General features: G+C 39.6%; 18 protein-coding genes and 4 tRNA genes. 6 read left to right on the forward strand and 16 right to left on the reverse strand.

Annotated elements, in window-relative coordinates; genetic code table 11:
* Positions 1-243 precede the first annotated feature (243 nt).
* Positions 244-657: a c-type cytochrome gene (locus PISS_RS12710; protein WP_058155209.1), complete on the forward strand. Its 414-nt coding sequence runs from the start codon at positions 244-246 to the stop codon at positions 655-657.
* Positions 658-759: 102 nt separating this feature from the next.
* Here the strand turns inward: PISS_RS12710 and PISS_RS12715 are convergent, their stop codons facing one another.
* Positions 760-1470, reverse strand: coding sequence for a VC0807 family protein (locus tag PISS_RS12715; RefSeq protein ID WP_028835687.1), 711 nt, complete (start codon positions 1468-1470; stop codon positions 760-762).
* 255 nt (positions 1471-1725) lie between these two features.
* Between PISS_RS12715 and PISS_RS12720 the strand changes: the two genes are divergently transcribed.
* Together PISS_RS12720 and PISS_RS12725 are read left to right on the forward strand one after the other, a co-directional pair.
* Entirely contained in the window at positions 1726-2502 is a 777-nt protein-coding gene (locus tag PISS_RS12720) for a type 2 periplasmic-binding domain-containing protein (protein WP_024601439.1), read from the forward strand.
* Positions 2503-2615: 113 nt separating this feature from the next.
* Positions 2616-3950, forward strand: a complete 1335-nt coding sequence (locus PISS_RS12725) for an MFS transporter (protein ID WP_058155210.1) — start codon at positions 2616-2618, stop codon at positions 3948-3950.
* Positions 3951-4027: 77 nt separating this feature from the next.
* Here PISS_RS12725 and PISS_RS12730 read toward each other — a convergent pair whose 3' ends face one another.
* Positions 4028-4885 (reverse strand): hypothetical protein, encoded by an 858-nt coding sequence (locus PISS_RS12730; protein ID WP_058155211.1) that lies wholly within the window; start codon positions 4883-4885, stop codon positions 4028-4030.
* Between the two features lie 312 nt (positions 4886-5197).
* Between PISS_RS12730 and PISS_RS12735 the strand changes: the two genes are divergently transcribed.
* Genes PISS_RS12735 through PISS_RS12745 form a run of 3 tightly spaced genes read left to right on the forward strand, consistent with a single transcriptional unit; the run spans position 5198 to position 7033 of the window.
* A complete protein-coding gene (locus tag PISS_RS12735) occupies positions 5198-5830 on the forward strand; it encodes an energy transducer TonB (protein ID WP_058155212.1) in 633 nt (210 codons plus the stop codon).
* Positions 5831-5844: 14 nt separating this feature from the next.
* Positions 5845-6435 (forward strand): sigma-70 family RNA polymerase sigma factor, encoded by a 591-nt coding sequence (locus PISS_RS12740; RefSeq protein WP_058155213.1) that lies wholly within the window; start codon positions 5845-5847, stop codon positions 6433-6435.
* A complete protein-coding gene (locus PISS_RS12745; RefSeq protein ID WP_058155214.1) occupies positions 6422-7033 on the forward strand; it encodes a hypothetical protein in 612 nt (203 codons plus the stop codon). Before PISS_RS12740 ends, PISS_RS12745 begins: the two co-directional genes overlap by 14 nt.
* Positions 7034-7100: 67 nt before the next feature.
* Here the strand turns inward: PISS_RS12745 and PISS_RS12750 are convergent, their stop codons facing one another.
* The 14 genes from PISS_RS12750 to PISS_RS12815 form a co-directional block, all read right to left on the reverse strand.
* A complete protein-coding gene (locus PISS_RS12750) occupies positions 7101-8777 on the reverse strand; it encodes a KAP family P-loop NTPase fold protein (protein WP_058155215.1) in 1677 nt (558 codons plus the stop codon).
* Positions 8778-8970: 193 nt separating this feature from the next.
* Positions 8971-10347, reverse strand: a complete 1377-nt coding sequence (locus PISS_RS12755; RefSeq protein ID WP_058155216.1) for a Na+/H+ antiporter NhaC family protein — start codon at positions 10345-10347, stop codon at positions 8971-8973.
* An 80-nt stretch (positions 10348-10427) separates the two neighbouring features.
* Entirely contained in the window at positions 10428-12068 is a 1641-nt protein-coding gene (pbp4b, locus tag PISS_RS12760) for a penicillin binding protein PBP4B (protein WP_058155523.1), read from the reverse strand.
* Between the two features lie 20 nt (positions 12069-12088).
* Positions 12089-13264, reverse strand: a complete 1176-nt coding sequence (locus PISS_RS12765; RefSeq protein ID WP_058155217.1) for an exo-beta-N-acetylmuramidase NamZ family protein — start codon at positions 13262-13264, stop codon at positions 12089-12091.
* 537 nt (positions 13265-13801) lie between these two features.
* Positions 13802-14596 carry a LytR/AlgR family response regulator transcription factor gene (locus tag PISS_RS12770; RefSeq protein WP_058155218.1) on the reverse strand — a complete coding sequence of 265 codons (795 nt, stop codon included), beginning with the start codon at positions 14594-14596 and terminating at the stop codon, positions 13802-13804.
* Entirely contained in the window at positions 14596-15579 is a 984-nt protein-coding gene (locus PISS_RS12775; RefSeq protein WP_058155525.1) for a sensor histidine kinase, read from the reverse strand. Before PISS_RS12775 ends, PISS_RS12770 begins: the two co-directional genes overlap by 1 nt.
* Positions 15580-15712: 133 nt before the next feature.
* Positions 15713-18241 (reverse strand): glycoside hydrolase family 3 protein, encoded by a 2529-nt coding sequence (locus PISS_RS12780; RefSeq protein WP_058155219.1) that lies wholly within the window; start codon positions 18239-18241, stop codon positions 15713-15715.
* Between the two features lie 50 nt (positions 18242-18291).
* Complete coding sequence (locus PISS_RS12785; protein WP_024600785.1) at positions 18292-19068, reverse strand: family 16 glycosylhydrolase; 777 nt, start codon at positions 19066-19068, stop codon at positions 18292-18294.
* 73 nt (positions 19069-19141) lie between these two features.
* On the reverse strand, positions 19142-21826 hold the full coding sequence (locus PISS_RS12790) for a TonB-dependent receptor (RefSeq protein ID WP_058155220.1): 2685 nt from the start codon (positions 21824-21826) through the stop codon (positions 19142-19144).
* Positions 21827-22980: 1154 nt separating this feature from the next.
* Positions 22981-23057, reverse strand: a tRNA-Arg gene (locus tag PISS_RS12795).
* 43 nt (positions 23058-23100) lie between these two features.
* A tRNA-Arg gene (locus PISS_RS12800) sits at positions 23101-23177 on the reverse strand.
* Between the two features lie 58 nt (positions 23178-23235).
* A tRNA-Arg gene (locus PISS_RS12805) sits at positions 23236-23312 on the reverse strand.
* Between the two features lie 34 nt (positions 23313-23346).
* Positions 23347-23439: transfer RNA gene (locus tag PISS_RS12810), tRNA-Ser, on the reverse strand.
* 128 nt (positions 23440-23567) lie between these two features.
* The gene (locus PISS_RS12815) at positions 23568-23750 is read right to left on the reverse strand and encodes a hypothetical protein (RefSeq protein ID WP_013465804.1); all 183 of its coding nucleotides are present in this window, start codon (positions 23748-23750) and stop codon (positions 23568-23570) included.
* Between the last annotated feature and the right edge of the window lie 351 nt (positions 23751-24101).

The raw sequence follows: 24101 nt of genomic DNA on the forward strand, positions 1-24101 counted from the left end.
TTTATTGTGAATGACTCTTTATAAAAACAATAGAGTGTTCAAGCATTTTAATAAATCAACACTTAATAATAAGCGTAGCCTTATTACCTTTTCTTGCTACTTACTAAGCCTTAAAAATACAAACAATAGCCAGATGCAAATATCATACAGCGCAGTAAATACATAGTTTAGTCGCTAATGCGGTCGCTTTTAGTTTTAGCTAATTAGCCATAAGTAAACCTAATGAAAGACAAAGGAGCTACCATGAAATATACATTAATAATTTTATGCTTAATTGCACTTGCAGGTTGCGATAGAGGCGTTGATTCTCCAAGAGGATTTAGCTTACCAGAGGGAAATGCTGAAAAAGGTAAAGCCGTTTTTATAAAGTATGAGTGTTTGGCATGCCATACACTTGCAGGCGTAGAAGATGACAGTATAAAAAAACATGACGATATTTCTATCAGACTAGGCGGTAATAAAACCAAAATAGTCACTTATGCTGAGTTAGTTACATCGGTTATTAACCCTTCTCACCGCTTTTCAAGGCCTTACAGAGCTGATGCTAGAACCCCCGATGGAGCATCTAAAATGACGGTATTTAACGACACCATGACCGTTTCTGAACTCACTGATTTAGTGACCTTTTTACAACCAAATTATAAACTTATTCCTTAACACAGAACGAAGTACTCAGATTACAAATAAATACTTATAAGTAAACATCAACAAAAAAGCCGTTATTAAACAACGGCTTTTTATTATAGATTATGTATAACCCTATTCAGCATTAACCATGTCTTCAAACTTCATACCGGTTAATTTAGTTAGTACTTTAATTACATAAACAAAAATACCAATGAGCATGAGCATAGACGGAATAGCAATTACCGGATAACTCAATAGCGTCATTTCACCAAGCTGTTCGTTAAATTCAACGGAACCTGCAGGGCTGGTAACAATCCATTTAGCAAGGATGTAATTCATCGTAGATGAAAACACAAAGGTCAGCGCTAAGAGGTAATTAGCATTGGTGATTTTTTGTTTAAAGCTTTGTGTATTGCCCCGTGCATCTAAGGCATCATAAATAGTATCTAGCTTAAATAAAAGTGAGTTTAATAAAAGTTTGGCTAGCAGGGGTTTACCAAAAAAGCCCGACATCAGCACGGTAAAACCAATGATTGCCGGAATAGCTGCTTCTTTAATAGCTAACCACTCAACGTTTAGCTCAAACAAGGCAATACCACCGGTAAGCAAAGTACTTAAAAAGCCTAAAAGCGAGATGAAGTTTAATGAGCCCGCTTTTATAAAATCATAAATACCGTAACTAATAGGGAATATAAGCGCGACAATTAAACCAGTCACACTGCCTAAATATTCAGGGCCAGAAAACTTCATTAAAATGACTGAAGGGATGATGATATTAAAGACTATTTCGATAAGCGGATTATTTTTTTTACGCTTATTTGTAGCTTGATTATTACTGGTCATTTTTAGTTCCAAAAAATATTACTGCTGCCATTAATTTCCCCTAATGTGGAATAAATAATGCTAAATATTGCTTCTTTGCATAATACCCGCAATAAGCCCGCTATTCTAGCATGGCACTTAGTCATATTATTTTATTATGTAGCGCTTACTCTGCAGTAATATAGGTATAAATTGAGGCGTTAATTAAATCACCAGTCGTATTTTCAGCCCTCAAAGACTATATTAAAGCTACAAAAAATAAATTAGTTTAAAGTCATGCTCAGTAGTAAGTATTTATCTACATCGTACTTTTGGTTATTTTTATTGATGGTTTGTGTGCATCAAAAGGCCGCTGCCAAACAAATTATTGCTGTTGCCGAATTAAGTGGACTGTTTCAACACGCTGCTAATAATCAACACCAAGGGGTTTATCATGCGTTATTAACCAAAGCACTCGCAGATACAAAACTGAGTGATCAATACATAATTGAAGTCATGCCAATGAAACGCGCTAAGCTTGAGTTTTTAAAACAAACTGTTGCTTGCTATGCACCAGGTGAGGACACCTTTGATGGCTCAGAAGGGATTACATTACCTAAAAACATTTTACACAGCACACCTTTTAACAAAGCACTGATCAAAGTGGTTTCTAATAACCCAAAGCGAGTTATTTCAAACGTAGGCCAAATTAATAACAGCGATATTATTAGCATTGTTCGAGGGGTGCCCAGTAGTCGTGAGCTAGATAGAATAAAAGAAAAAGCCAAAATAGTAATTGAAGTAAATAGCGAAATGGAAAGCTTACAACTTTTATTACTCGGGCGAGTAGACTTAATATTAGCGTTTTACCCCGATATTAACTTTGCCTATAAAGCGTTAAATATACACCCCCATCTACCCTATAGTAATAACTACTCACCGGTGAGCATTAACGATAATATTATTTGCCACCCAAGCTATAAAAAAGACTTTGAAAAAATAAACAAAAAAATTACCGAATATCTGCAAAACGGTGAAATGAAAATATTATTAAATGATTATTTTATTCATTAACCTCTATTTAAAGCCTGCATAGGGTTGCGCCATATAAAACTCCCTTTTACAGCTTGGAAAACCTTCTCGCTTGCTCTAGTATCTAGTTGTCTTAGCTCATAATTTGCATTTTAATGAAATCATTTCCGTCACTGTACTTTGCCAATTTATTTTTAATTATTGGTACCGGTTTACTTACTACCTATTTAGCGCTTTATTTAGGTAAACAAGGCACGTCTACGTTTTGGATAGGCTTAATGACCTCGTGTTATTACCTTGGCTTATTACTGGGTTCAAAACTTGGCTATCATCTTATTAAATCGGTAGGTCACATCAGAACCTTTGCCGCCAGTACTGCTGCAGTGACAGCCTGTGTGGCTGCTCACGGCGTGAGTGATAATCTTTATATATGGTTAGGCCTTAGGCTTTTTGTTGGCTTAGGTATGATGTGTAATTACATGGTGCTAGAAAGCTGGCTGAATGAACAGTCAGCCCCCGAATCACGCGGCCGCGTATTCTCGTTTTATATGATCACTTCATACTTGGGGATGATTTTAGGGCAATTAGCGCTCGCACAATTTCCTGAGCTAGGTTATGCGCCGCTATTTTTGGTGTGCATGGCGTTAGCAATCGGTATTATTCCTATTTCTATCACCCGTAGAATTCACCCAAAACCCTTAAAACCGATAAAAATGAGCCTATTTGATTACGCTAAAAAAGTGCCACAATCGCTTACCGCGGTCCACTTTGCAGGCATTATCAATGGTAGCTTTTATGGTCTAGCACCTATTTTTGCTAAGCTATCTGGCTTTAACGCCGCTGAAATTGCTATTTTTATGTCGCTAACTATTTTAGCCGGCCTGCTAGCACAGTGGCCAATGGGCATGCTTTCTGACCGTATTCGCCGTAGTTTATTAATTCGTACTAATGCCATAGCCATAGGCATTGTGAGTTTGGCATTGTTTTTATTACCAAGCTCACAGTTAATTGCTTACATACTCACCTTTATATTTGGTTTGTTTGCCTTTACTTTATATCCGCTTTGTTCGGCACTGGCCAATTCGCGAGTTGAAGACGAAGAACGCGTAGGCGTGTCATCAGCGTTATTGGTTGCTTTTGGCGCTGGGGCAGCAATAGGCTCAACAGTTAACGCACAGATCATGAGCTACTTTGGTCACCAAGCATTGTATGCGTCTATTTCGCTATTAACCGTAACCATGTATTTATTACTCACGTTTATTAATTCTAAACAAAAAGTAGAGCAGCCTGAACCCAGTGATTATGTGGTCGGTACTTCAGATGTAACTAACTCGCCACTGGCAGCGACTATGGATCCGCGTATTGAAGAAACTACCGCGCAAGATCAAATGTTGGTTGTAGATGACGAAGAAATAGACGATGAGTTTTTTGAACATCCCCAAGGGGAGCTGTTTAAAGATCTAGAAAACGAGCAAAATATGAAAAGTTAAACTTCCATTCGAAGCATTGATAAGAATCATAAAAAAGGGGGACTCCCCCTTCTTTGTTGATTTAATACTTAAAAACTTTATTGGCTTATCTGTGGCTTAAGATCGCTTAAATCTAAATGGATAGTCATTTCAAAATTCTCAGGCTGTACAGCAACATCACTTAAACCCGTTCTCGCAAAATAATCTTCAAAGTCTTGCTGATATTTAGCCGAGAACTGCGTATACGCGGTAATAAACAAACTTAGCTTTTTAGCTATTATTGGATAGGTAGCGGCAAGTTCCCGCAATTTTTCAGGTTCATCAAAGGCAAATTCAGCATAAATATTAAAGTCGTTCTCAATATTAGTTTTACCATATCTAGATAAAAACCCATTTTCATAATCAGGTCCTACATTTCTATCTTGCGTTAAAGCCTCATAGTTCGAGGATGCAGGCTTCCACTCTTTTGGCAGCAAAGCTTGCCATGCAAATATAACGAAAGGTGAACGTATATAAATTAATGAACTTAATTCATGGTGAACCCCTTTCAATGAGTTTTCGAAGTTAAAGTTGGTGCCATTTTGATCTGAAATATTTACTAATATTATGGAGTTGCTTGAGTATGTCCCACCCGCTTCAGCTCCTTCCATAAGCATAGGACCAGAGAGGTAAATAGCGTCAATTACTTCAGTAACAAACCCTTGAGGATAGGTCGTTAATGCGGCCTCAATACCATCAAGTGACTCAGAAGAATCTGCAAGCGTAGTCATTTCCATTTCAAGAATTGGAGGCTCTCCATCACTGACTGCAAATTGTTCAGGAAAAAATAAACGAGGTTCACCAGCTTGAATGTCTACTTGGTATGTTTTGGATAAACGATTAGCTTGCTCTGTTTCACTTTCTAAATATGAACAAGCACTAACTAATAATAAAAAAACAAATATTGCTTTTTTCATTTATAAATCCTTTTTAATGAGCATGCCTGAATAATGCCGCCACTATTGAGAACGAAAGTTTAACAACAGCAGGTAAGCAACTTAAAGCTCTCATTTCATCTACCTAGAGCAAACAAAATAGAAAATAACAGGCAAACCTTAAAATAACTACATTCTTTTAGCCAACCCAAAATAAAAAAATCAAGAGACCTTTTACATAGGTTAAATACTACCCCTGTATTTTTAATTAAATTTTAAAACTATTTAACCCCTTTTCTATTTGCCAGCCGTTATAGCTCTGAAACAACACAATAAGTTAATTTGGAGCGGCTTATGCACACACTTGAATTCCCTAAAAACCCCATGTTCAAAACATCAACAGCTGTTATTGGCGGTGCTGTGATGACCTTTATTGCATTTGCCTTTATGCAATACTTAATTAGTGGCGAGCAAAGAGCACCTATAAAATTGGGTGATGATATTACTGTTGAGATTTTTCAAGCACCAGAAGATAAACAAACCACGCATATTAAAAGAATACCGCCACCACCCACACCTAAAATGCCGCCTAAAGCACCACCACGTGTAACACCTAGTAATGAGCCAATAACAGCAATAAGCACAGCACCACCCATAGTAATTGACAGGTTTGGTAACGATATGAAGCAAACACTTGCCCGCCCTACGGGAGATGCTTCACCCATTGTGCGTATAAATCCTAAATACCCAACTAGCGCAGCACGTGATGGTATAGAAGGCTGGGTGCAACTTAGCTTTAATATTTCACCCACAGGTGAAGTCATTGATGCCACAGTAGTAAATGCCGAGCCAAAACGCATATTTGATCGCGAAGCACTTCGCGCTATTAAACGCTGGAAATATCGTCCAAAAATAATTGAAGGTGTGGCACAATTACAAACAGGTCAAACCGTACAGCTTGATTTTAAATTAGACAGTTCGCAGTAAAGGAATAAGCGCCTATGCTATTGAGTATTAAGTCATGGTTATTTGAAGCGCCAAGCAAAGACTGCATGGCGCGGTATGCAAAAAGTGGCGACAACCGCCACTTAGAGCAGCTTATTGCCTTATACAGTAACGATTTATATCACTACCTAGTTACACAGTCTAATACACATTTAGCCTACGATATAAGCCAACAAACATGGTTAAAAGTAATTGAAAAGCGCCACCTTTACCAAGCACAAACCACGCCTAAAGCCTGGTTATTTCGACTCGCACGCAACACCCTAATAGACGAATATCGTAAACAGCAACACTTTGTCGAGCTTGATGAAAACAGCCAACTGCCTGCGCAAAATGATAATCAAAGTGAATTAACAAGTAGTGACTCACACATAGGCGACACATACATAAGTTATGAAGCGTTTAATGCTGCGCTCAAGCAACTTAGCTTTGTGCAGCGCGAAGCCATCACCTTACAACAAGAAGGCTTTAGCCTTGCCGACATAGAGCTTATAACGCAAAGCAACGCCCAAACCATAAAAACAAGGCTACGCTACGCCAAACAAAACCTAAAACAATTATTAGGAGATTATAATGAACAAGCCTGATGAGCAGTTTGATGAAAAGCTCACACAACATTACAAAGAGCGAAAAGCACGCACCAGACTTTCGCACGCTCAGCAACAGGCGTTAAAACACTCCGTAATCCAAAAACAACCTAAAAAGCTTAGCTTTGCCCTGCAACTCACAAGCCTTACCTGCGCACTGGGCTTACTGGCCTTTATAGTGTTCGACAGTAACAACGTGATAAATACTTCCCCTAAAACCGTATTTAACACCATAGACATACACGATTACTCGTTTATAACAACGCATGAAATAGATCAAACAGGTAACTACGCAAGCACTATAACGCAACAAAAACGAGCGCTCGACACCCAACTAGCAAACGACTTACGCCGCCATCAACAACACCATATAGAATACGGCACGCTCGTAAAGATCGACAACGACTGGTACATAGCCAGCTGCAATGACGAAGTACTGGTACACATTAAACAATCACTGCTCAGTGATTTAAAAGGAAAACATGCAGTTGAAAGTAATATAAATACGGGTGACATACTCGCTATGGCACATAACGGCAAAGGGCAGATTATAGGGCTTAAACATGCGGGGGCTGGGGTTAGGGAATGTGGAGCTTAGTAGGTGGTAATTTAAATAGGTAATTACCACCGAGAACACAGAGGCGCTTTGCGCTGCACAGAGATAGTTAACTATCGCCCATGTAATCTAATGGCGAGGAAAGCTCTATAAAATCACGATATTGCTCTTTAGTAATTTCTTTATAGCCATCTTTTATATAAATATAATTTAACCATAATGTGGTTGCTTTCTCACAGATTTTAACCGAGTTGCTGGCCAACTGTTGCTCTACTCTATTTAACTTTTTTTCGCTCCCTCCCGCAGTACTAGAAATCATAGTAGCTATAGCCAAGAGCCTTTTTTTAAAAAATATTTCACAAAAAATATCATCTATAAATTTAGAAAATATTATTGGATACTTTCCATCAGAATAGTTGTTTTTCTTACGCCCTAAATTCTCATCATAGAAATAGGGAGTGTATGATTGAGGAGCAATAAAATAGGTCAACTCGGCTGACAGGTGTTCTTTTAATATATTTTTTTGTAAAAAAGTACTCAAACTTATATTTTGTATATCACCTTTATTGTCTGGCTCTTTCCGTTGAAATCGCCCACTAATTATCTCTTCATAAAGTGGGTGGTCTTTTTCATAGATACAAAACAAAATAGCGAGCACAAGTACATCAACTTTTTTACCACTTGGTAAATTAGCAATTATGGCAGTTATTCGCTCAGTGATTTGAATAGCTGTTCTTGGAGATACCTGGAATGCATCTAATACAACTGAGATATTAGCTAAAGCGGTTTCGGGTGTCTTTGTTCGAGGGAGTATCTCAATTTTTCTACTTTTTAAATACGCAGATTCAAATTTAGTTGTATCGCTATGTACTGATAAAAAATCCTTTAAAACAGGTCGTTTTAAGCTATAACGGCTATTAAAAAAGCGGCCTAGGTAAACTTTTGCATCAAAGCCTTCACCGTATATTGATTTTATTGTATGTTGAAGCTGATCGGTATCCGTAGCCACAACAAATACAATACCTTTAACATCAAAAATATGTTTAATCGTCTCTAACATTTCTACTGCATAACTTGGGCGACAACGGTCTAATTCATCAATAAAAATAAATATAGGTAACGACTTACCTTCCTGCTTTTCAAACTTACTGACCCAATCATCTAGCTTAGATTTTATTACTTCAATGCTTTTGTTTTTAGCTTCATGATCTTTAATTAAGTTTTGCGCAAGCGCCTTTACAGCAGGCGAAAAGTCGCTGCCAGTTAACTTGTTAGAATTTTGCTTTTGATCATCTTCAATTTCTTCATCAGAGAATAGTAATGTGTGTAACTCATCTAAATCTATGCCTGATATTTTTTTAGTTAGGCCTTGTGCAATAGCAGGTGCAACAGCCTTAAACATCGAAACTGCGCTTTTAGGAATAGTTATATCAAAATTCGCCTGAAGTTGTAGCTGCTTAATGATCCCCGCAATTACAGTTAAAAATGGGTCGTCTGAATAGTCTTGCTGCCATGCATCAATATATACAACAGGATAATTTACAATTAGTTCTTTTGACCAACGCTTAAGGAAGTAAGTTTTACCTGCCCCCCATTCAGCATTGAGATTTAATACATAGTTTTTCTTTTGCTCTTCATCAGGCTTACTTTTGTCAAAACCTTCTTGAGCCAATAGCCTTGATAAGAATGTGGCATAACGAGCACGATCTAATTTATCAGCAGGAAAATACTCCCCCAGTGAACGGTTGGTTGGCTTGTTCCAGTTGAAGTCTTTAATATCGTGCATTTAATTTCCCTTTAAACCATTCTTTTTCATATAGTGCCATACAACATTCAATAAACGTAACCTATTAATAAAAAGCTATTATTATTTATCTCTGCGTAGCGCCTCGGTGGTGATCAATCTTAAACAAAAAAGCCTGCACTAAGCAGGCTTTTGATTAACTCACTTTGTTGGGTTTCGCTGTGCTCTACCCAACCTACAAAACAATTAAGCTCGTTACTAAGTAAGCTACAAACGTTAGGCCGCCGCCTACTAATGCATAGGGTAATTGGGTTTTAACGTGGGTGAGTAAGTCACAGCCTGATGCAATGGCCGATACGGCGCTGGTGTCGGATATAGGGGAACAATGATCGCCAAATATCCCGCCGCCTAAAATAGCGCCTACCACCAGCGATGGCGGCAAACCAAGCGCTTGAATAAGCGGTACGCCAATGGGGATAAGTATGGCAAATGTGCCCCAAGATGTACCTGTAGTAAACGACATAACCGCACCGGTTAAAAATAGCACTGGCACTATTAAATATATCGGTAAGTAATCGCCAACCAAAGATGCCACAAACACGCCTGTACCTAGCTCTTTTAAGCTTGCGCCCAAGGTCAGCGAGAGCAATACAATACTTACCAGTGGGAGTAATTCGCCCATGCCTTTAAAGCCGGTATCAACAAGTTGGTGGTGGGTAAATTGACGCGAACTAATCATTAAACAATAGGCTACAACAATAGCTAAAACGGTGGCGTACAATACTGATTTTGAACCGCTGCCCTCGGCAAGTACGCCGTTACCGGTATAAAACATAAAACCGACCATGCTCACAATCAGCGTAAGTAATGGCACCAACATAAAGCGTGCTTTAGAGCCTTTTACTTCTTCTTTTAGCTCGGTTGTTTGTAGCTCTAGTTTTTGCTCGGCTACTTTCATTGGGCCATGTACTCTATCGAACGCAATGGTATAAAAAACAATAACCAGAGTGATTATGGCGTAAAAGTTATAGCCTACACTGCCCCACAGCACCGATACGGCCGACTCGCCTAATTCGTAATTACCTAACAAGCCCAGTACAAATGCACCCCAGCCGTTTAGTAATATTAAAATACATACAGGTGCGCTGGTGCTATCGATTATATAAGCTAAACGCGCGCGGCTCATTTTAAATTTGTCGAACAGACCGCGAGATAAAATACCCGAGGTAAGCACACTTAAGTTTGACTCTATAAATACCGCTACGCCGGTAAACATAGTTAAAAAGCCTACTTGGCGCTTACTTTTAGCAACACCTTTGTTCATTAGCAAATTAACGGTAGCAGCAACACCGCCAGACTCGCGAATATAGGCCAGTAATGCGCCTATTAAAATACTAAATATGAGTATACGGGTATTACCTGGCGAGCTTGCTACCGAAATAATGCGCTCTATGGTATTTAAAAATGTATTAAATACGCTATTTCCTTCGCCCTGAATGGCCAGTAAAAACTCTGATGAAGCCACTGCCAACAAAAGTGCCATAATCACTTCTTTACGCCAAAACACGATAGCAATGGCAATCAGTGGCGGTAAAATAGAATACCAATGCATAAACAAACCTTATTTATTTTTATAATGACGACGCTTTACTTAACTTAATAGATATAAGCACTTAAGTCACTTACTAACACTTATTGATTTAATAATGCCTCATAAACAAGCGACACAATAGAGCCGTATTGCGCTGTTTCAAAATTTTTCCCTACGAATTGATAGCGCTTTTCAGTGCCTTTAATAGGAGTATGCCGCGCATTAGTGAGTAAAATAATGGCCAAATCGTAAGCCGGATCAATCACGGTGACTGTGCCTGTCCACCCTGTGTGGCCATAGGCCTGAGCGCTGGCATAAGGGCCAAAGTGCCAGCGCCTTGCTTGGTTATTACCCGCTAAACGAAAGCCTAACCCGTAGGTTTCATCACTGCTTTGTGGCGTTAAAAATTGCGCTAAGCTACTGGCGTTAAAAATTTGCGTATCGCCATAACCGCCTTTGTTAAGCAGCACTTGGCACAGCACAGCTAAATCGGGGGCGTTACTAAATAATCCCGCATGGCCTGCAACACCATCGAGCGAATAATAAGCACGTTCGTCATGCACCTGCCCTTGCAGTACATTGGTGCGAATATTATCAAAATGAATACGCCCATCTCGAGTATTACCGCTGAGCTCCGTGGCAGCAAACTGCTGACGATTAAAACCTTTTTTAAGCGGATTAAATAAGGTGTTATTGAGTTTTAAAGGCGCGTAAATATGCTGCTCTAGGTATTCATCGAGTGGTTGGCCGCTAATTCGCTCAATTAAAACACCTAAAATCATGTAATCAATATCAGAGTAAACATGCGGTGCTGTAGGTTCAGCGGTTAATGGCACGCTTGTTAATAATAGCTGTTTAGTGGTTTCGCTTGTTTGTGAGAAAAACGCATCGCCGTAAGCGGTGTCTTTTCGATGAAAATCAAACACTGGCGGATAACCGGCACTATGAGTTAGTAAGTCTTTTACTTGGCGGTGCTCTCGGCCATTACCCTGATACTCTTTTAGGTATGAATGCACCGTATGATTTATGTTTAACTGCCCCTCGCTGACCAACTTCATTAATGCAAAGTTAGTAGCAAATATTTTAGTATTTGAGGCTAAGTCAAATAAGGTATTGGTTTGCATAGGCTCTGGGCGCAGTAGCATTAAATCACTTTGCTGATATTGTTTTGCATCGCCATACGCGGTTAATTTTAATACCTTACCCGCTTTAACAACCGCTAATACCGCTCCTGGAAAGCCTGCTTTTATATCGTTTTCAATTAAGGTATCAACTTGGCTAAAGTCGATTTCTTTTGTGGCGGTATTTTCTAAGGTAGCAAATGCAAAGCGCAGGGTTAAACTGCCGCCAGCAGGTTGAATACTCTCTACCTTAAAGGTGTTCACGCCGTTATGCGTATAGTGCCCTAAATTAAAGTCGTACTCGGTGTTAGCGCGTAAAGGCTCATTAAGTGAGAGCTTTTTATTATTGATGTATATATCGGCGCTAACCGCACTGACATTTTGTAGCAATAGTTGTCCACGGCCCCGGTAGGCTTTAAAAGTGCCGCGGTTATTTACATATTCTCTGCTGCTGGGATTTGGCTCAGGAAAGGTAGCAATCACCTGCGCATTAGCTAACGCGTTAATATGATTAGCCGTTAAAGGGCGCTCTGATTTAATTGCTGTAGAGCGACTACAGCCTGCAATAATAATGCTCAGCAGCAATATAACTACTTTATAGTACGTTTTATTATTTATCATTTTTAAAGCCCAATGCACGCTTATTCATAAAGCAAATAAGGCGCTCTTTGCTGTTTAAACTGTTTTAGCCCGGCTTGCCAACTTTGTTTGATTTCCTCAGCTGAGTGCCCTGCTTCTATGGCGAGCCTTAATTTATCAGTTCCTGCGAGCTTATCCATAAAATCGGCACGTTCAAAAAACAGCTGTTTAGCCTGTGTAAGCTGCTGGTAAGCATTAATTAAATAATTTAAGTTTAAGCCTGTGATATTACTATGGCGTAAATCAATCCCTTTCACCATTTGGTTTTTAAACTTTGGATTAAGCGCTGCGCCTTTTATTGAACGCGGGGTAAAGCTAAAGTCCCCAAGTGCTACTGGTGAATAACCAATAACCTGAAATGCAAAGTCAGTTCCCCTACCTATGCTAATAGGAGTGGCTTCAAAAAAGCAAAGTGATGGATAAAGCGCAATTGATTGATCGTTAGGTAAATTAGGGCTTGGCTTTACCGGCAAACTGTATGACGTTGTGCGGGTGTAGCCGGCAACAGGGAGCACGCTTAGCTTTAAATCGCGAGCCTGATTGATCCAGCCCTCGCCTTTGATCATGTTAGCAAGCTCGCCTACCGTCATACCATGCAGTACAGGGATTGGGTGCATACCCACAAACGATTTAAACTGCGGTTCTAAAATTGGCCCGTCAATGTGGCTAATATTAGGATTTGGCCTATCGAGTACTATAAATTCAACACCTTGTTCAGCCGCGGCTTCCATCATGTAATGCATAGAGCTTATGTAGGTATAAAAACGTACGCCCACGTCTTGAATATCAAAAATAATTACATCTACATTTTGCAATGACTCGGGGGTTGGCTTTTTGTTTTTACCGTAAATAGAAATAAGCGCAATACCGGTTTTGCTATCAACGGCGTTTTGTACATGAGCACCGGCATCGTGATCGCCTCGAAAGCCATGCTCAGGTGCAAAAATTTTAGTGATGTTGATGTTTTTAGCCAGCAAGCTATCAACTAAATGCGTTTGCCCCACAAGAGAGGTTTGGTTAACCACCAGCCCTACACGTTTGTTTTTTAATTGGGGTGCATACAAAGCAAATTGCTCTGCACCAACGGCGATTGCATGTTTAGCCTCATTTGCATGTGTAGCAACGGTAAAAAGTGCACTTAGTATAAAAAAGAAGGTAAAAAACACGGTTTTAAACATACAGCAAGATCCTTTTAAACAAGGCATTTAAAATAACACAGCTAAGTATAAAGAGCAGCTTAGGTTTTAAGAATTAGCGGTCAGCGGTCAGCGGTCAGCGGTCAGCGGTCAGCGGTCAGCGGTCAGCGGTCAGCGGTCAGGTAATAAAAATAAAACACCGAGCCTTTTGCAAGCGCAATTTTTATATTGTAGGCGGGAGTTTACCTCGCGCAGGTTTCAGGTTTTAGCAATGAGAAACTGTGTTTCTAACGTAAGTAAGCTCTACGTCCACATTGAAAATAGACGATAATATTATCTCTAAAATATAGCTTGCTGGCGTTCAAATACTCATGGTGATTTTGAACGTCTCATTTACTCCTCATTCATTTCTCTTTGTGCATTTAAATTTTTAAGAGTGTTATTCACAAAGAGGTTAAGAGGCGCTGCGCTTTTAGAGAAGTGACTGAAACATTATAAATCAAAAGCGACGCTTTTAACGTAAGCAAGCACTACGTCCACATTGATAATGTTGGCGGTGGTGTTACCAAAAAACCACCGTTATTGTTTTATTAAGCTCTTTAAGTTTTTACTGTACGTTCTACTTACCTTGAGTGTTTTTTCGTTATCTAACACCGCCATATATTCAGAATTACGTAATGGGTTGAGCTGTTTGATATGGCTTAAATTAACAATCGTTGATTTATGTATGCGTAAGAAGTCTTCTGGTAAGGTATTTTTTTCAAGATCTTTTAAACGCGCACGCATTACATGGGTTTCAGCCAGTGTATGAACACACATATAATCGCCTGCGGCATCAATCCATAAAATATCTTTAAACGGAATTATTTGAATTGGGTTTTTAGCATCTTGGATAACTAAGTTTTCGGCTTCAAATTTATATTCTGAGTTTTTTGAGCTTTCTAATTCTTGATGTTCGTTTTCTATCAGAGATTGGTGTACTTCAATCAATGTATTTTTTCTGTGGAGTTGCTCTGTTTTTACTACCCTTTCTATGGCTTCTGCAAGGCGAGCTAACTTAACGGGCTTGAGTAAGTAGTCAAGGGCTCTTACCTCAAATGCTTTAACGGCATGCTGGTGAAACGCAGTAACAAAAATAACCGCTGGACAGCTTTCTGGTTGAAAATATTTAATTAGTTCAAAGCCTGATTTTATTGGCATTTCTATATCTAGAAACACTAAATCAACGTCATGTTTGTTAAGTACGTTAATAGCTTCATCAACACTTTGTGCACTGCCAATCACTTCAATTTCAGCAAAGGCCTCTAAACGAATACGCAACCCTTCAATAGCGCTGTATTCATCGTCAACAAGTAATGTTTTTAATTGAATCATTATTGCAAACCATTAATAGGAAGAGAAATACAAAGCCATGCGCCGCCTGATTTGCCATTGCCTTTCTCAATGCGATGGCTATTTCCATACATTAATTTTAAGCGTTGCTCGCAATTAGCCAAGCCAATGCCCCTTTTCGATTTTTTATTATCGTCAAACCCTTTACCAGTATCTGCAACTTTAATGAGCAATGCGGTTTTTGTTTTTTCAACTTTAATTGTGATCACCATTTTTTGATCTGCTCGCATACCATGTTTTAACGCGTTTTCTACCAATGGTTGAATTAATAAAGAAGGTATTAATAAATCGTTGCATGGTTCATCAACGTTAATATTAACCTCTAACCGGTCAGTAAATCGACATTGCTCTATATCTAAGTAGGTTTTTAATATGGCAATTTCTTCTTTAATCGCTACTTTTTCAAGCGGATCGGTATACAAACTATGGCGCAATAGATCACAAAGCTTTTCGAGCATATTCACTGCCTGCACACTTTCTTTTTTTAAGATTAAGGTGCAAATAGCATTAATGCTGTTAAACATAAAGTGCGGATTAAGCTGATATCGAAGCATTTTAAGCTGTGACTCTTTAGCTAGGTGTGTCGCTTCTGCGGCTTTTTGAGTTTGCTCTAAATTGTCGAGATATATTTTGATCCCGTAATAAAAAGCAGTCCACGTTGAAAGCATAGTTAACGATGCAGACGTCCATGTACCAAAGTCAAACCACGACATGGAAAGCCACCAATTGCCATATAACCACTGCAAAGACGCCCATTTAATTTGTGTCCAAATTAATGTGGCAGTTAACAGCAGCACCAGATGCAGTGCTATTTTAACTTTAATCCCTTGCCTATTTGAGCAGTTATAAGCCCTTCTTAAAAGTAAGGTGATTAAAAAGCCACACGCTACATCAATAATTAAATGCGGAATGTGTATCGACCATGGCTCGTCGCTTGGTATTTTTATCATTAGCTCGGTCAGCATTGCATACACAATCCAACCGCAGCTCTGAAACAACCAGAAAAGATGACTTCTGGGATTTTTGGAATTCAAATTAATACGTCCAACTTTAAAGGCAGTTGAATAGCTTACTTATTATCAACTGCCTTTGCCTTATTTATTTTGAGCACGTGATTGATAATGCGTCATTATTAGGTTTTGCAGTCAACGCGATATCTGCAACTGCTAAACTTAAACGCTGAGCTGAAATACGAATTACATCTGACATAGATTGTTCAATCAGTTCGCTATCGGCGCAATTGAGTGCGATTGATAAAGTATGCCAGCGCTTATCTGCCATTGTTTTTTCAAACGATGAAAAATCAATACTTCTTAAACAGTTATCTAAATTACACATTACTTGTAACTGGGCACCTTGCTCTGGAGCTTTATCTAATCGCATCTTTAGTTCAAGGTAACCTGATTTAAATTTGCGTTCGAGTAGCGTAGGTTTTAAGTAACTTAGGCTAAGCGTTGCATCTGAGGATTGAGATTGCCACTTAAACTGCCTTGCATCCTCTTGATACGATAAATTAACCGATTGCATTAACAAACTTTTTTTATCGCCACTGGTGGCCGATGAACCACTAGTTAAAACCTTTGCTGTTGTATCAGCTAACGCCCAAGTGAGATTTTTAGCTAAACTTTTTACAAACAATGGGTGTGCATCGCTTTTAACGATTTTTTTAGGGCTTGTAGTTTCACTCACAACAGGTATGTTTACTGTATCTTGATAAGTTAGCCCGTAGCCATAGGCAAAGAGCGGGTCGTAATTTACATCGCCTAAGTTAAGGCTAAATTGGTCGTCGTATTTAGGCCACGAAAAACTCAACTTACCGCTAAAATCAAACTGACTGTTACCGTTTTTATCTGTTAGTAATACGTCTGCAACTCCCTCACCCTCAGAGCCTGGTAACCATGCAGCAACAAAGGCATCTGATGCATTGAGCTCTTTATTGACCCAAAGCGGGCGACCACTTAAAAATACGGTGACTACCGGAATATTGTCTGCCTTAAGTTTTTTCAGCAGTGCAAGAGCGTGTTTGCTTTCATGCTGAAACTCTAGCATTTCTATATCACCAAACCACTCAGCATAAGGTTCTTCACCAATAACTACAATGGCTACGTCTGGCTTAGTTTTATACTCACCAGACTCACTTAAGCTTATTTCACCGCCTGCTTTTAAAACGGATGATTGTAATCCTGAGAAAATAGAGGTCGCATTTAAAAAGTCACTGTTGGTGTTGTCAGTGCCTTGCCAAGACACACTCCAACCTCCTGCTTGCATATTGATTGCATTAGCGCCTTTGCCGGCAACCAAAATATGGCTAGTTGGGTTTATTGGCAACAGGTTATTGTTGTTTTTTAATAACACTAATGACTTTCTTACCGCTTCTCTTGCCAGCTCTCGATGTTCAGAAGCACCTAACCATTGCGGGTATTGTGACTCAGGACGCGAGGATGGTTTACCCTTTGTAAACACACCCCAGCGAATTTTAGCTCTTAAAAAACGTCTAACAGCATCATCTATTCGTGATTGAGGTATAACACCCGCTTTCACTTGCTTAACAGTATTATGATAAAAGGCTTCAAAATGCTCTGGCACCATTATCACATCAACGCCCGCGTTAATTGCTTGCGCACATTGCTCTAAATCGCAGCCTTCTACAAACTTATGCGCATTCCAATCGCTTACAACAAAGCCATCAAAACCTAACTGGTTTTTAAGTACATCCGTTAATAAATGTTTATCGCCATGGACACGTTTGCCATTCCAGCTATTGAAGGATGCCATCACTGATTGCACGCCTTCATTAATAGCAGAAAAATAACCTGCGCTGTGAATATCTCTTAATCCTTTTTCATCAATAAGGGTATTTCCGCGATCAACGCCTCGCTCAGTGCCACCATCACCCACAAAGTGCTTAGCGGTGGCAATACGGTTACTGCCTTTTAAAAAGTCAGCGCCTATGTCACCTTGAATACCGGTCACCATACTACCTGCATACAACCTAACTAATTCAGGGTCTTCTGAGTAACTTTCATAAGTTCTGCCCCAGCGATCATCTCTGACTACAGCAACAGTAGGCGCAAAACTCCATTCAATCCCTGTGGCAGATACTTCCTTTGCTGTTGCTTGGCCTATGCGTTTAATTAAATCAGCATCATGCGCAGCTCCTAAGCCAATATTGTGCGGAAATAACGTAGCGCCATACACATTACTATGCCCATGCATGGCATCGGTTCCCCATACTGTCGGGATCGCAATACCATCTATGGTCGAATCCATAGAGGCTAGGTACATTTCATCTGCGTATTTTAACCAAGTAGCTTGATCCGCTCGTTTATTTCCGTAAGGGGCAGTATTTCCGCCATTTAGATAAGAGCCAAATCCATACTTTTTCATTTGCTCTACACTTAAATAACCAATTTCTGGCTGGATCATTTGCGCCACTTTTTGCTCTAAAGTCATTGTTGCGAGCAGTTTATCAATCTGTTTTTCAACGGCTGGATCACGCTTAAGTTGCGTATTCACATAAGGCCAGTTAACTTGCTGATTGTCTGCACTCAATACATTTTGACAGTTGAACATGCCAAAAACAGGCAATAAGCAAAGTAATAATTTAGGGTGTTTTATTTTCGACATTTAAAACCTTCGAGATTAAATACTGTTTTATAAAATACGGACTGATTAATTTAGTGTGGAATATATTCAATAAAATCATAATATGCCCATGAAGGGCTGTCGTAGTATTGACCCGGAAAGTAATTCCCTTGAGTCGAGTTGTCACCATTCCACTGGTTAATCATTATTTTTGTTTTATCAATTGGCCATGCATAGCCGGGAATTTCATTATCGGCTATTACGCCATCCCCATTGTCTTTGTACATCACTCTAATTGTTTTCTCGTTTCCTTGTGAGTCGTACAGATACCAACGAATTGATGAGCTTGACCAATCAAAGCCAATGGTTAATAAGTTTTCTCTGTAATCAAGCCCAAACTGGCTTAAATCGATATCCTTTTCCCAACTTTGATACGTGCCTCCTTGGGGCTGGTAAATCACATTGGTATGAACAACATTGCCTAAAGAAGGTAATAGTTCGATATCTATTTCTTGCCATGCGCGTCCTGGCGAATCCCACCATGAGGTATAAGTAAAAATAGAAGACACGGTACCGGCGATATTGCCCGACTTAACACTGCCTTGTACCTTACCAAAACTATAAAAGTGATTACTTTGCAGCTCAGCACATGCACCTTGTGACAGAGAAAGGGTGATGCCGTGTTGACTTGGGTTAATCATTCTTGGGACAAATTCGCAGCCAAAAGGTGAGCCATTATCGCCACTACGTGCACTCCAAAGAGTTGTGTCAAATCCCCACGAAAAATCGTCTTTAAAATAGTTAGCGTATGTGGCGGGTGAAATAACTATAAGGCCAGCAACTAAGGTTGAAATTAACTTCGTTTTCATTATTAAATCCTTATTTAATCAAGCACCTCCTACAGTACTTTAGCCTGTAGGAGGGTAACTTTTACTCGGTTATTTAGAATGAAAAACCCGCTCTCATACCGTAGTATCTCGGCATACCAAAGCTGCCTTTTGGGATTCCCTTACCAGTATTATTCCAGTATTGAATAGTTTCATCTGAAGCATTATTAACAAACACTTCTGCAAACCAGTTTTGTCCTTGCGGCTCATACTTAATAGAGGCGTTAAATACGGCAAACGCATCGCGGCTATCATCGATATATTTTGTTGCTTCATCTGGCACTTGAAAATCCATGTCATCTAAATGTTTATCAACATTCCATACCGTTGAGTACGACTCATCTTTCCAACTGGCATTTAACCATGCGTGAACAAAACCATACTCTCCTAAGTTGAGTGTATGTGTGTAACTGATATTGGCGGTAAACTCAGGGGTCATTGCTAAATTATTCCCCTTTAGATTGGTAGCTAACAGGGTATTTTCAGGATTTTTTGATTCTTCATAAGAAATATCAAACAGATACTCCGCGTCGTAATCCCATTTAGTATTCCAATCTTCAGTAACTTTTGCATCAGTCCACGTTACGTAACCACTAATTCGACCATTTGGATACGGCTTCCAATCAAACTCAAGCTCAATCCCTTTTATTGTTGAGCCAGGGACATTTTGTGTGTAGTAAGCTATAACTGGCTTGTTTTGAAAATCGAGTACAGGCTCGCCATTACCGTCTAAAACGGGAGAGCCATCTTCATCTTCTACCACAGATAAACGCTCTACGTTACCAATAGAGCCCACTGATGCGTATTGCATGTCGGTGTAATCTGTGTAAAAAAATGCGGCTTTTAGGTTTAATGAGTTATCAAAAAAGCTCGATTTAGCACCCAATTCCCATGTTAGTACTTCTTCTGGGTCGAACTTGGTTTCAAAACGAGTAACGTCACCGGTTCTGTCATTTACCACTTCGTAAACATCACCAATACCACCGGCTTTAAAGCCACTGGCAAGATAGGTATAAACCATGGTTTTAGGTGAAATGTCATAATCTAAACCAACACGAAAATCATGGTGTTTCCAACTTCCCTTATTGTCGTTTTCAAAGTATGACGCATAAATAGAAGGATCTTCGTAGTAGTCAACAGGAAGGTTATTTAAATCAGTTCTATTTAACCAACCTACGGCGCAGCCATCAGCATTAGAACAGCGATAGGTTTTTCCGCCTTTATCTTCTTTTGTTTCATCACTAAATCGATAGCCAAGTGTTAGGTGTAACTTTTCAGTTAAGTTGTATGTACCTTGACCAAATAATGCGAGGGCGTCGGTAGAGCGATCGGGTTGATCCCAAAACGCTTTGTCATCCATAGGATTATCGTAATAACCTAAGGTTTTTGTTCTTTCATGAAAGTAATTAATACCTGCAATCCAGATAAAGTCGCCATATTCATCAGATTGTATTTGCAGCTCAGTTGAAAAAGACTCTGCGCCAGTGCCTTCTAAAAAGTAAGTTGCGCCATCCCAAGGGTCTAAACCTACTTCACTATCTTGTGCTGAAGAGCGTTCCATATCTTCATAGCCCAATAACCAGACAAGTGAATATTCATCGTTTATGTTGTAATTAAGGGTGTTTCTTAAGTACGTGATATCTAAATTAAGCTTACCGGGCACATTTACAACCGCCTGATAAGTATTATCGCTGGGTAAAAAGTTAGTGCAGTCTCCCCCTAGTTCAGCACTTCTGCCACGAATTTTATCGCAGTTAACTAAATCTAGGTTGTTATTGCTGTCATTTACATACTTTTGAAAAACAGTGTGGTTTGAAAAATTGCCGCCCAAAGGCTCCCACAAGGTGCTAATTCTAAATGAATATTCATCAGCATTATTGTAAAAATTGCTTTTATCAGCCGGTGTTAGCGCGCGAACTTTTTGCGCTTCTGGATCTGTGCCAGCGCCATCTATCCACCAGTTTTCTCGTTGGGTAATTGTTTGACCCACGCCTTGATAAGAATCTTCAGAGATTACTGGCGCATTAAGAATATCGTCGCTTAAGCGTCTTGAGTCATATTGGTTAGGATCGTAATACCCTTCTAAATAAGAATCCCGTTTCAAGCCTTTTCCTGAAAACCTAACGGCAAATTCATCATTAATAGGAATATTTAAGACTGCATCAATATTTTTACTATTAAAGTTTCCCGCTTCAATACTGACGTTGCCATATAAACCGGTAAACTCTGGTTTTGCTGAAATAACATTAATACTACCCACCGTTGAGTTACGACCAAATAGAGTGCCTTGTGGGCCCCTTAGAGCTTCAACCCTGTCTATGTCGTACATCAATGCAAGGGCACCTTGCATACGTGGTGAGTAAATACCATCAAGGTGAACACCCACAGCCGGATCGCCAAGCTCAGTAATATTAGTAGAGCGTACACCTCGCATTGAAATAACCGGCGCAGCTTGATCTGTTGCAGTTGAAATATCTAAGCCAGGGACTAAGTTAGCAATATCCTTAACGCTATTAACACCGTTTCTTTTCAGCTCGGCTTCAGTTAATGCTGTAATGGCAACAGGTGTTTCCATTAATCTTGTTTTTCGCTTAGTTGCTGTTACCGAAATGATTTCTAATGAAACTGTTTCTTTTTCTGACGCTTGCTCTTTATCCGTAGAAGCTTCTTGAGCATTCAATGGCATTGAACAAGCCAACGCAACGGCTATTGATAGTGCTGTTTTATTTATTGTGTGCATGTTTGACCTTTTGGATGTGTGTGTAAACGTTAAACTTTGTTACTTTTATTTAACAGTCTCATAGTATCCATATCGATTATTTTTATTACTAGTCAAATACGCCAAGACGAGTTAGATATAATACAAACCGAAATCACCTTCTAATTTTTGAAGCTAAAGCCAGATAAACCTCAAGTATTTTCCTCGTAGTTTAGCCTTTTGATTCTATTTCAGACACAAAAAAACCGACTTAGTGTCGGCTTATTTATAAAAGCGGTAGACGCAGGATATCTCTTGTAAGGGTTAACCTATGACAGCCTGTTCGTAGCTAGAGGAAACGGCACATCTACGTGAGCAAGCTCTTCGTCTACATTAAAACGTTGTGGTGATATTATTTATAGACCGTAGCTTACAGGCGTTTAAATACTCATGGTGATTTTGAACTTCTCATTTACCCCTCTTTCATTTCTCTTTGTGCATTTAAGTTTTTAAGGGCGTTATTCACAAAGAGGTTAAGAGGCGCTGCGCTTTTAGAAAAGTGACTGAATGGAAGATTTGGCAGTATGTATCATTAGGTTTAACTGATATCTGAAAGCTTTCTCAAATTTCAGACATAAAAAAACCGACTTAATGTCGGCTTATGTATGAAAGTGCTGGGCGCAGGACGTATCTTGTAAGAGTGAACCTCCGACTGCTTGGTTCGCAGTAGGTTACTCTATCCACATCCACGCTTTGATTTATTTCAGGCACAAAAAAACCGACTTAATGTCGGCTTATTTATGAAAGTGGTGGGCGCAGGACGTATCTTCTAAGAGTGAACCTCCGACCGCTTGGTTCGTAGCTTGCTACTTTCCCATATTCACTTTATTTCAGGCACAAAAAAACCGACTCAGTGTCGGCTTATGTATGAAAGTGGTGGGCGCAGGACGTATCTTCTAAGAGTGAACCTCCGACTGCTTGGTTCGTAGTAGGTTACTCTATCCACATCCACGCTTTGATTTATTCCAGGCACAAAAAAACCGACTCAGTGTCGGCTTATGTATGAAAGTGGTGGGCGCAGGACGTATCTCCTAAGCGTGAACCTCCGACCGCTTGGTTCGTAGCTTGCTACTTTCCCATATTCACTTTATTTCAGGCACAAAAAAACCGACTCAGTGTCGGCTTATGTATGAAAGTGGTGGGCGCAGGAGGATTCGAACCTCCGACCGCCTGGTTCGTAGCCAGGTACTCTATCCAGCTGAGCTATGCGCCCACTTTCATATTTACTTATTTAAACTCTAAGTGAGAGTTGAAAGTGGTGGGCGCAGGAGGATTCGAACCTCCGACCGCCTGGTTCGTAGCCAGGTACTCTATCCAGCTGAGCTATGCGCCCACTTTCATTTTGCTTGTTTTAACTCTAAGCAGAGCGTTCTCTAAAAGAGAGTAAAGTATGGTGGGCGCAGGAGGATTCGAACCTCCGACCGCCTGGTTCGTAGCCAGGTACTCTATCCAGCTGAGCTATGCGCCCATACTTTATTTTACAAGATGCGCCATTTAAAAAATGGTGGAGAGGGAGGGATTCGAACCCTCGATAGAGCTACAAACTCTATACTCCCTTAGCAGGGGAGCTCCTTCGGCCACTCGGACACCTCTCCGTCTTGTGGGGCGTATAATAAAGATTTCAGAAAATATGTCAAACACTTTTCTGACAAAAGTGACTATATGGCTATAGATTGCACACATGCCTGGTTTTAAAGTGTAATTAGTTTGAAAAATAATCAGGTTAGGTGTTTGGGGTGCTTGAATTTACACCCATCACTGGCACTAGTTCGTCCGTAAGTTCAGCAAGGTATTGCTCTTGATAGCCTAACTTCTGAAACTCGGCAATACACGCGCGATAATACGCTTCTCGCTGTTGCTCTGTAGTGTTCTCATCAGGTAAAGATTCTACTCGTTTAGCTTTCATATTATTTCTCTAAGTCCTTTAGAAATTTTTTTTTTACGACTAAGAATGACCGTGTATAAATTTCGGCCACATTTTAGCTAAAAAATTCACATAAATACAACATAATGTTTAAAAAACAATCATACCAAAAAGTTATAGCACTGCTGTAATGTTGCTAAGCAGTCAAGCAACTTTATGATAATGAAGCTGAATTAAAGATTAATTTACTTTTATACTTACACTTAATTATCAGTGTAGTACTTATTAATTAAAAGCCCTAATGTGAAGTTTAGGCAATGTCTCACAAACAATAGGGCAAAAAAAACGCCGCTAGTTAGCGGCGTTGATAATTTTTTAGTTTATTCCTTCAAG

Origin of the sequence: Pseudoalteromonas issachenkonii, from assembly GCF_002310795.1 — a bacterium.
GTDB classification, from domain to species: Bacteria; Pseudomonadota; Gammaproteobacteria; order Enterobacterales; family Alteromonadaceae; genus Pseudoalteromonas; species Pseudoalteromonas tetraodonis.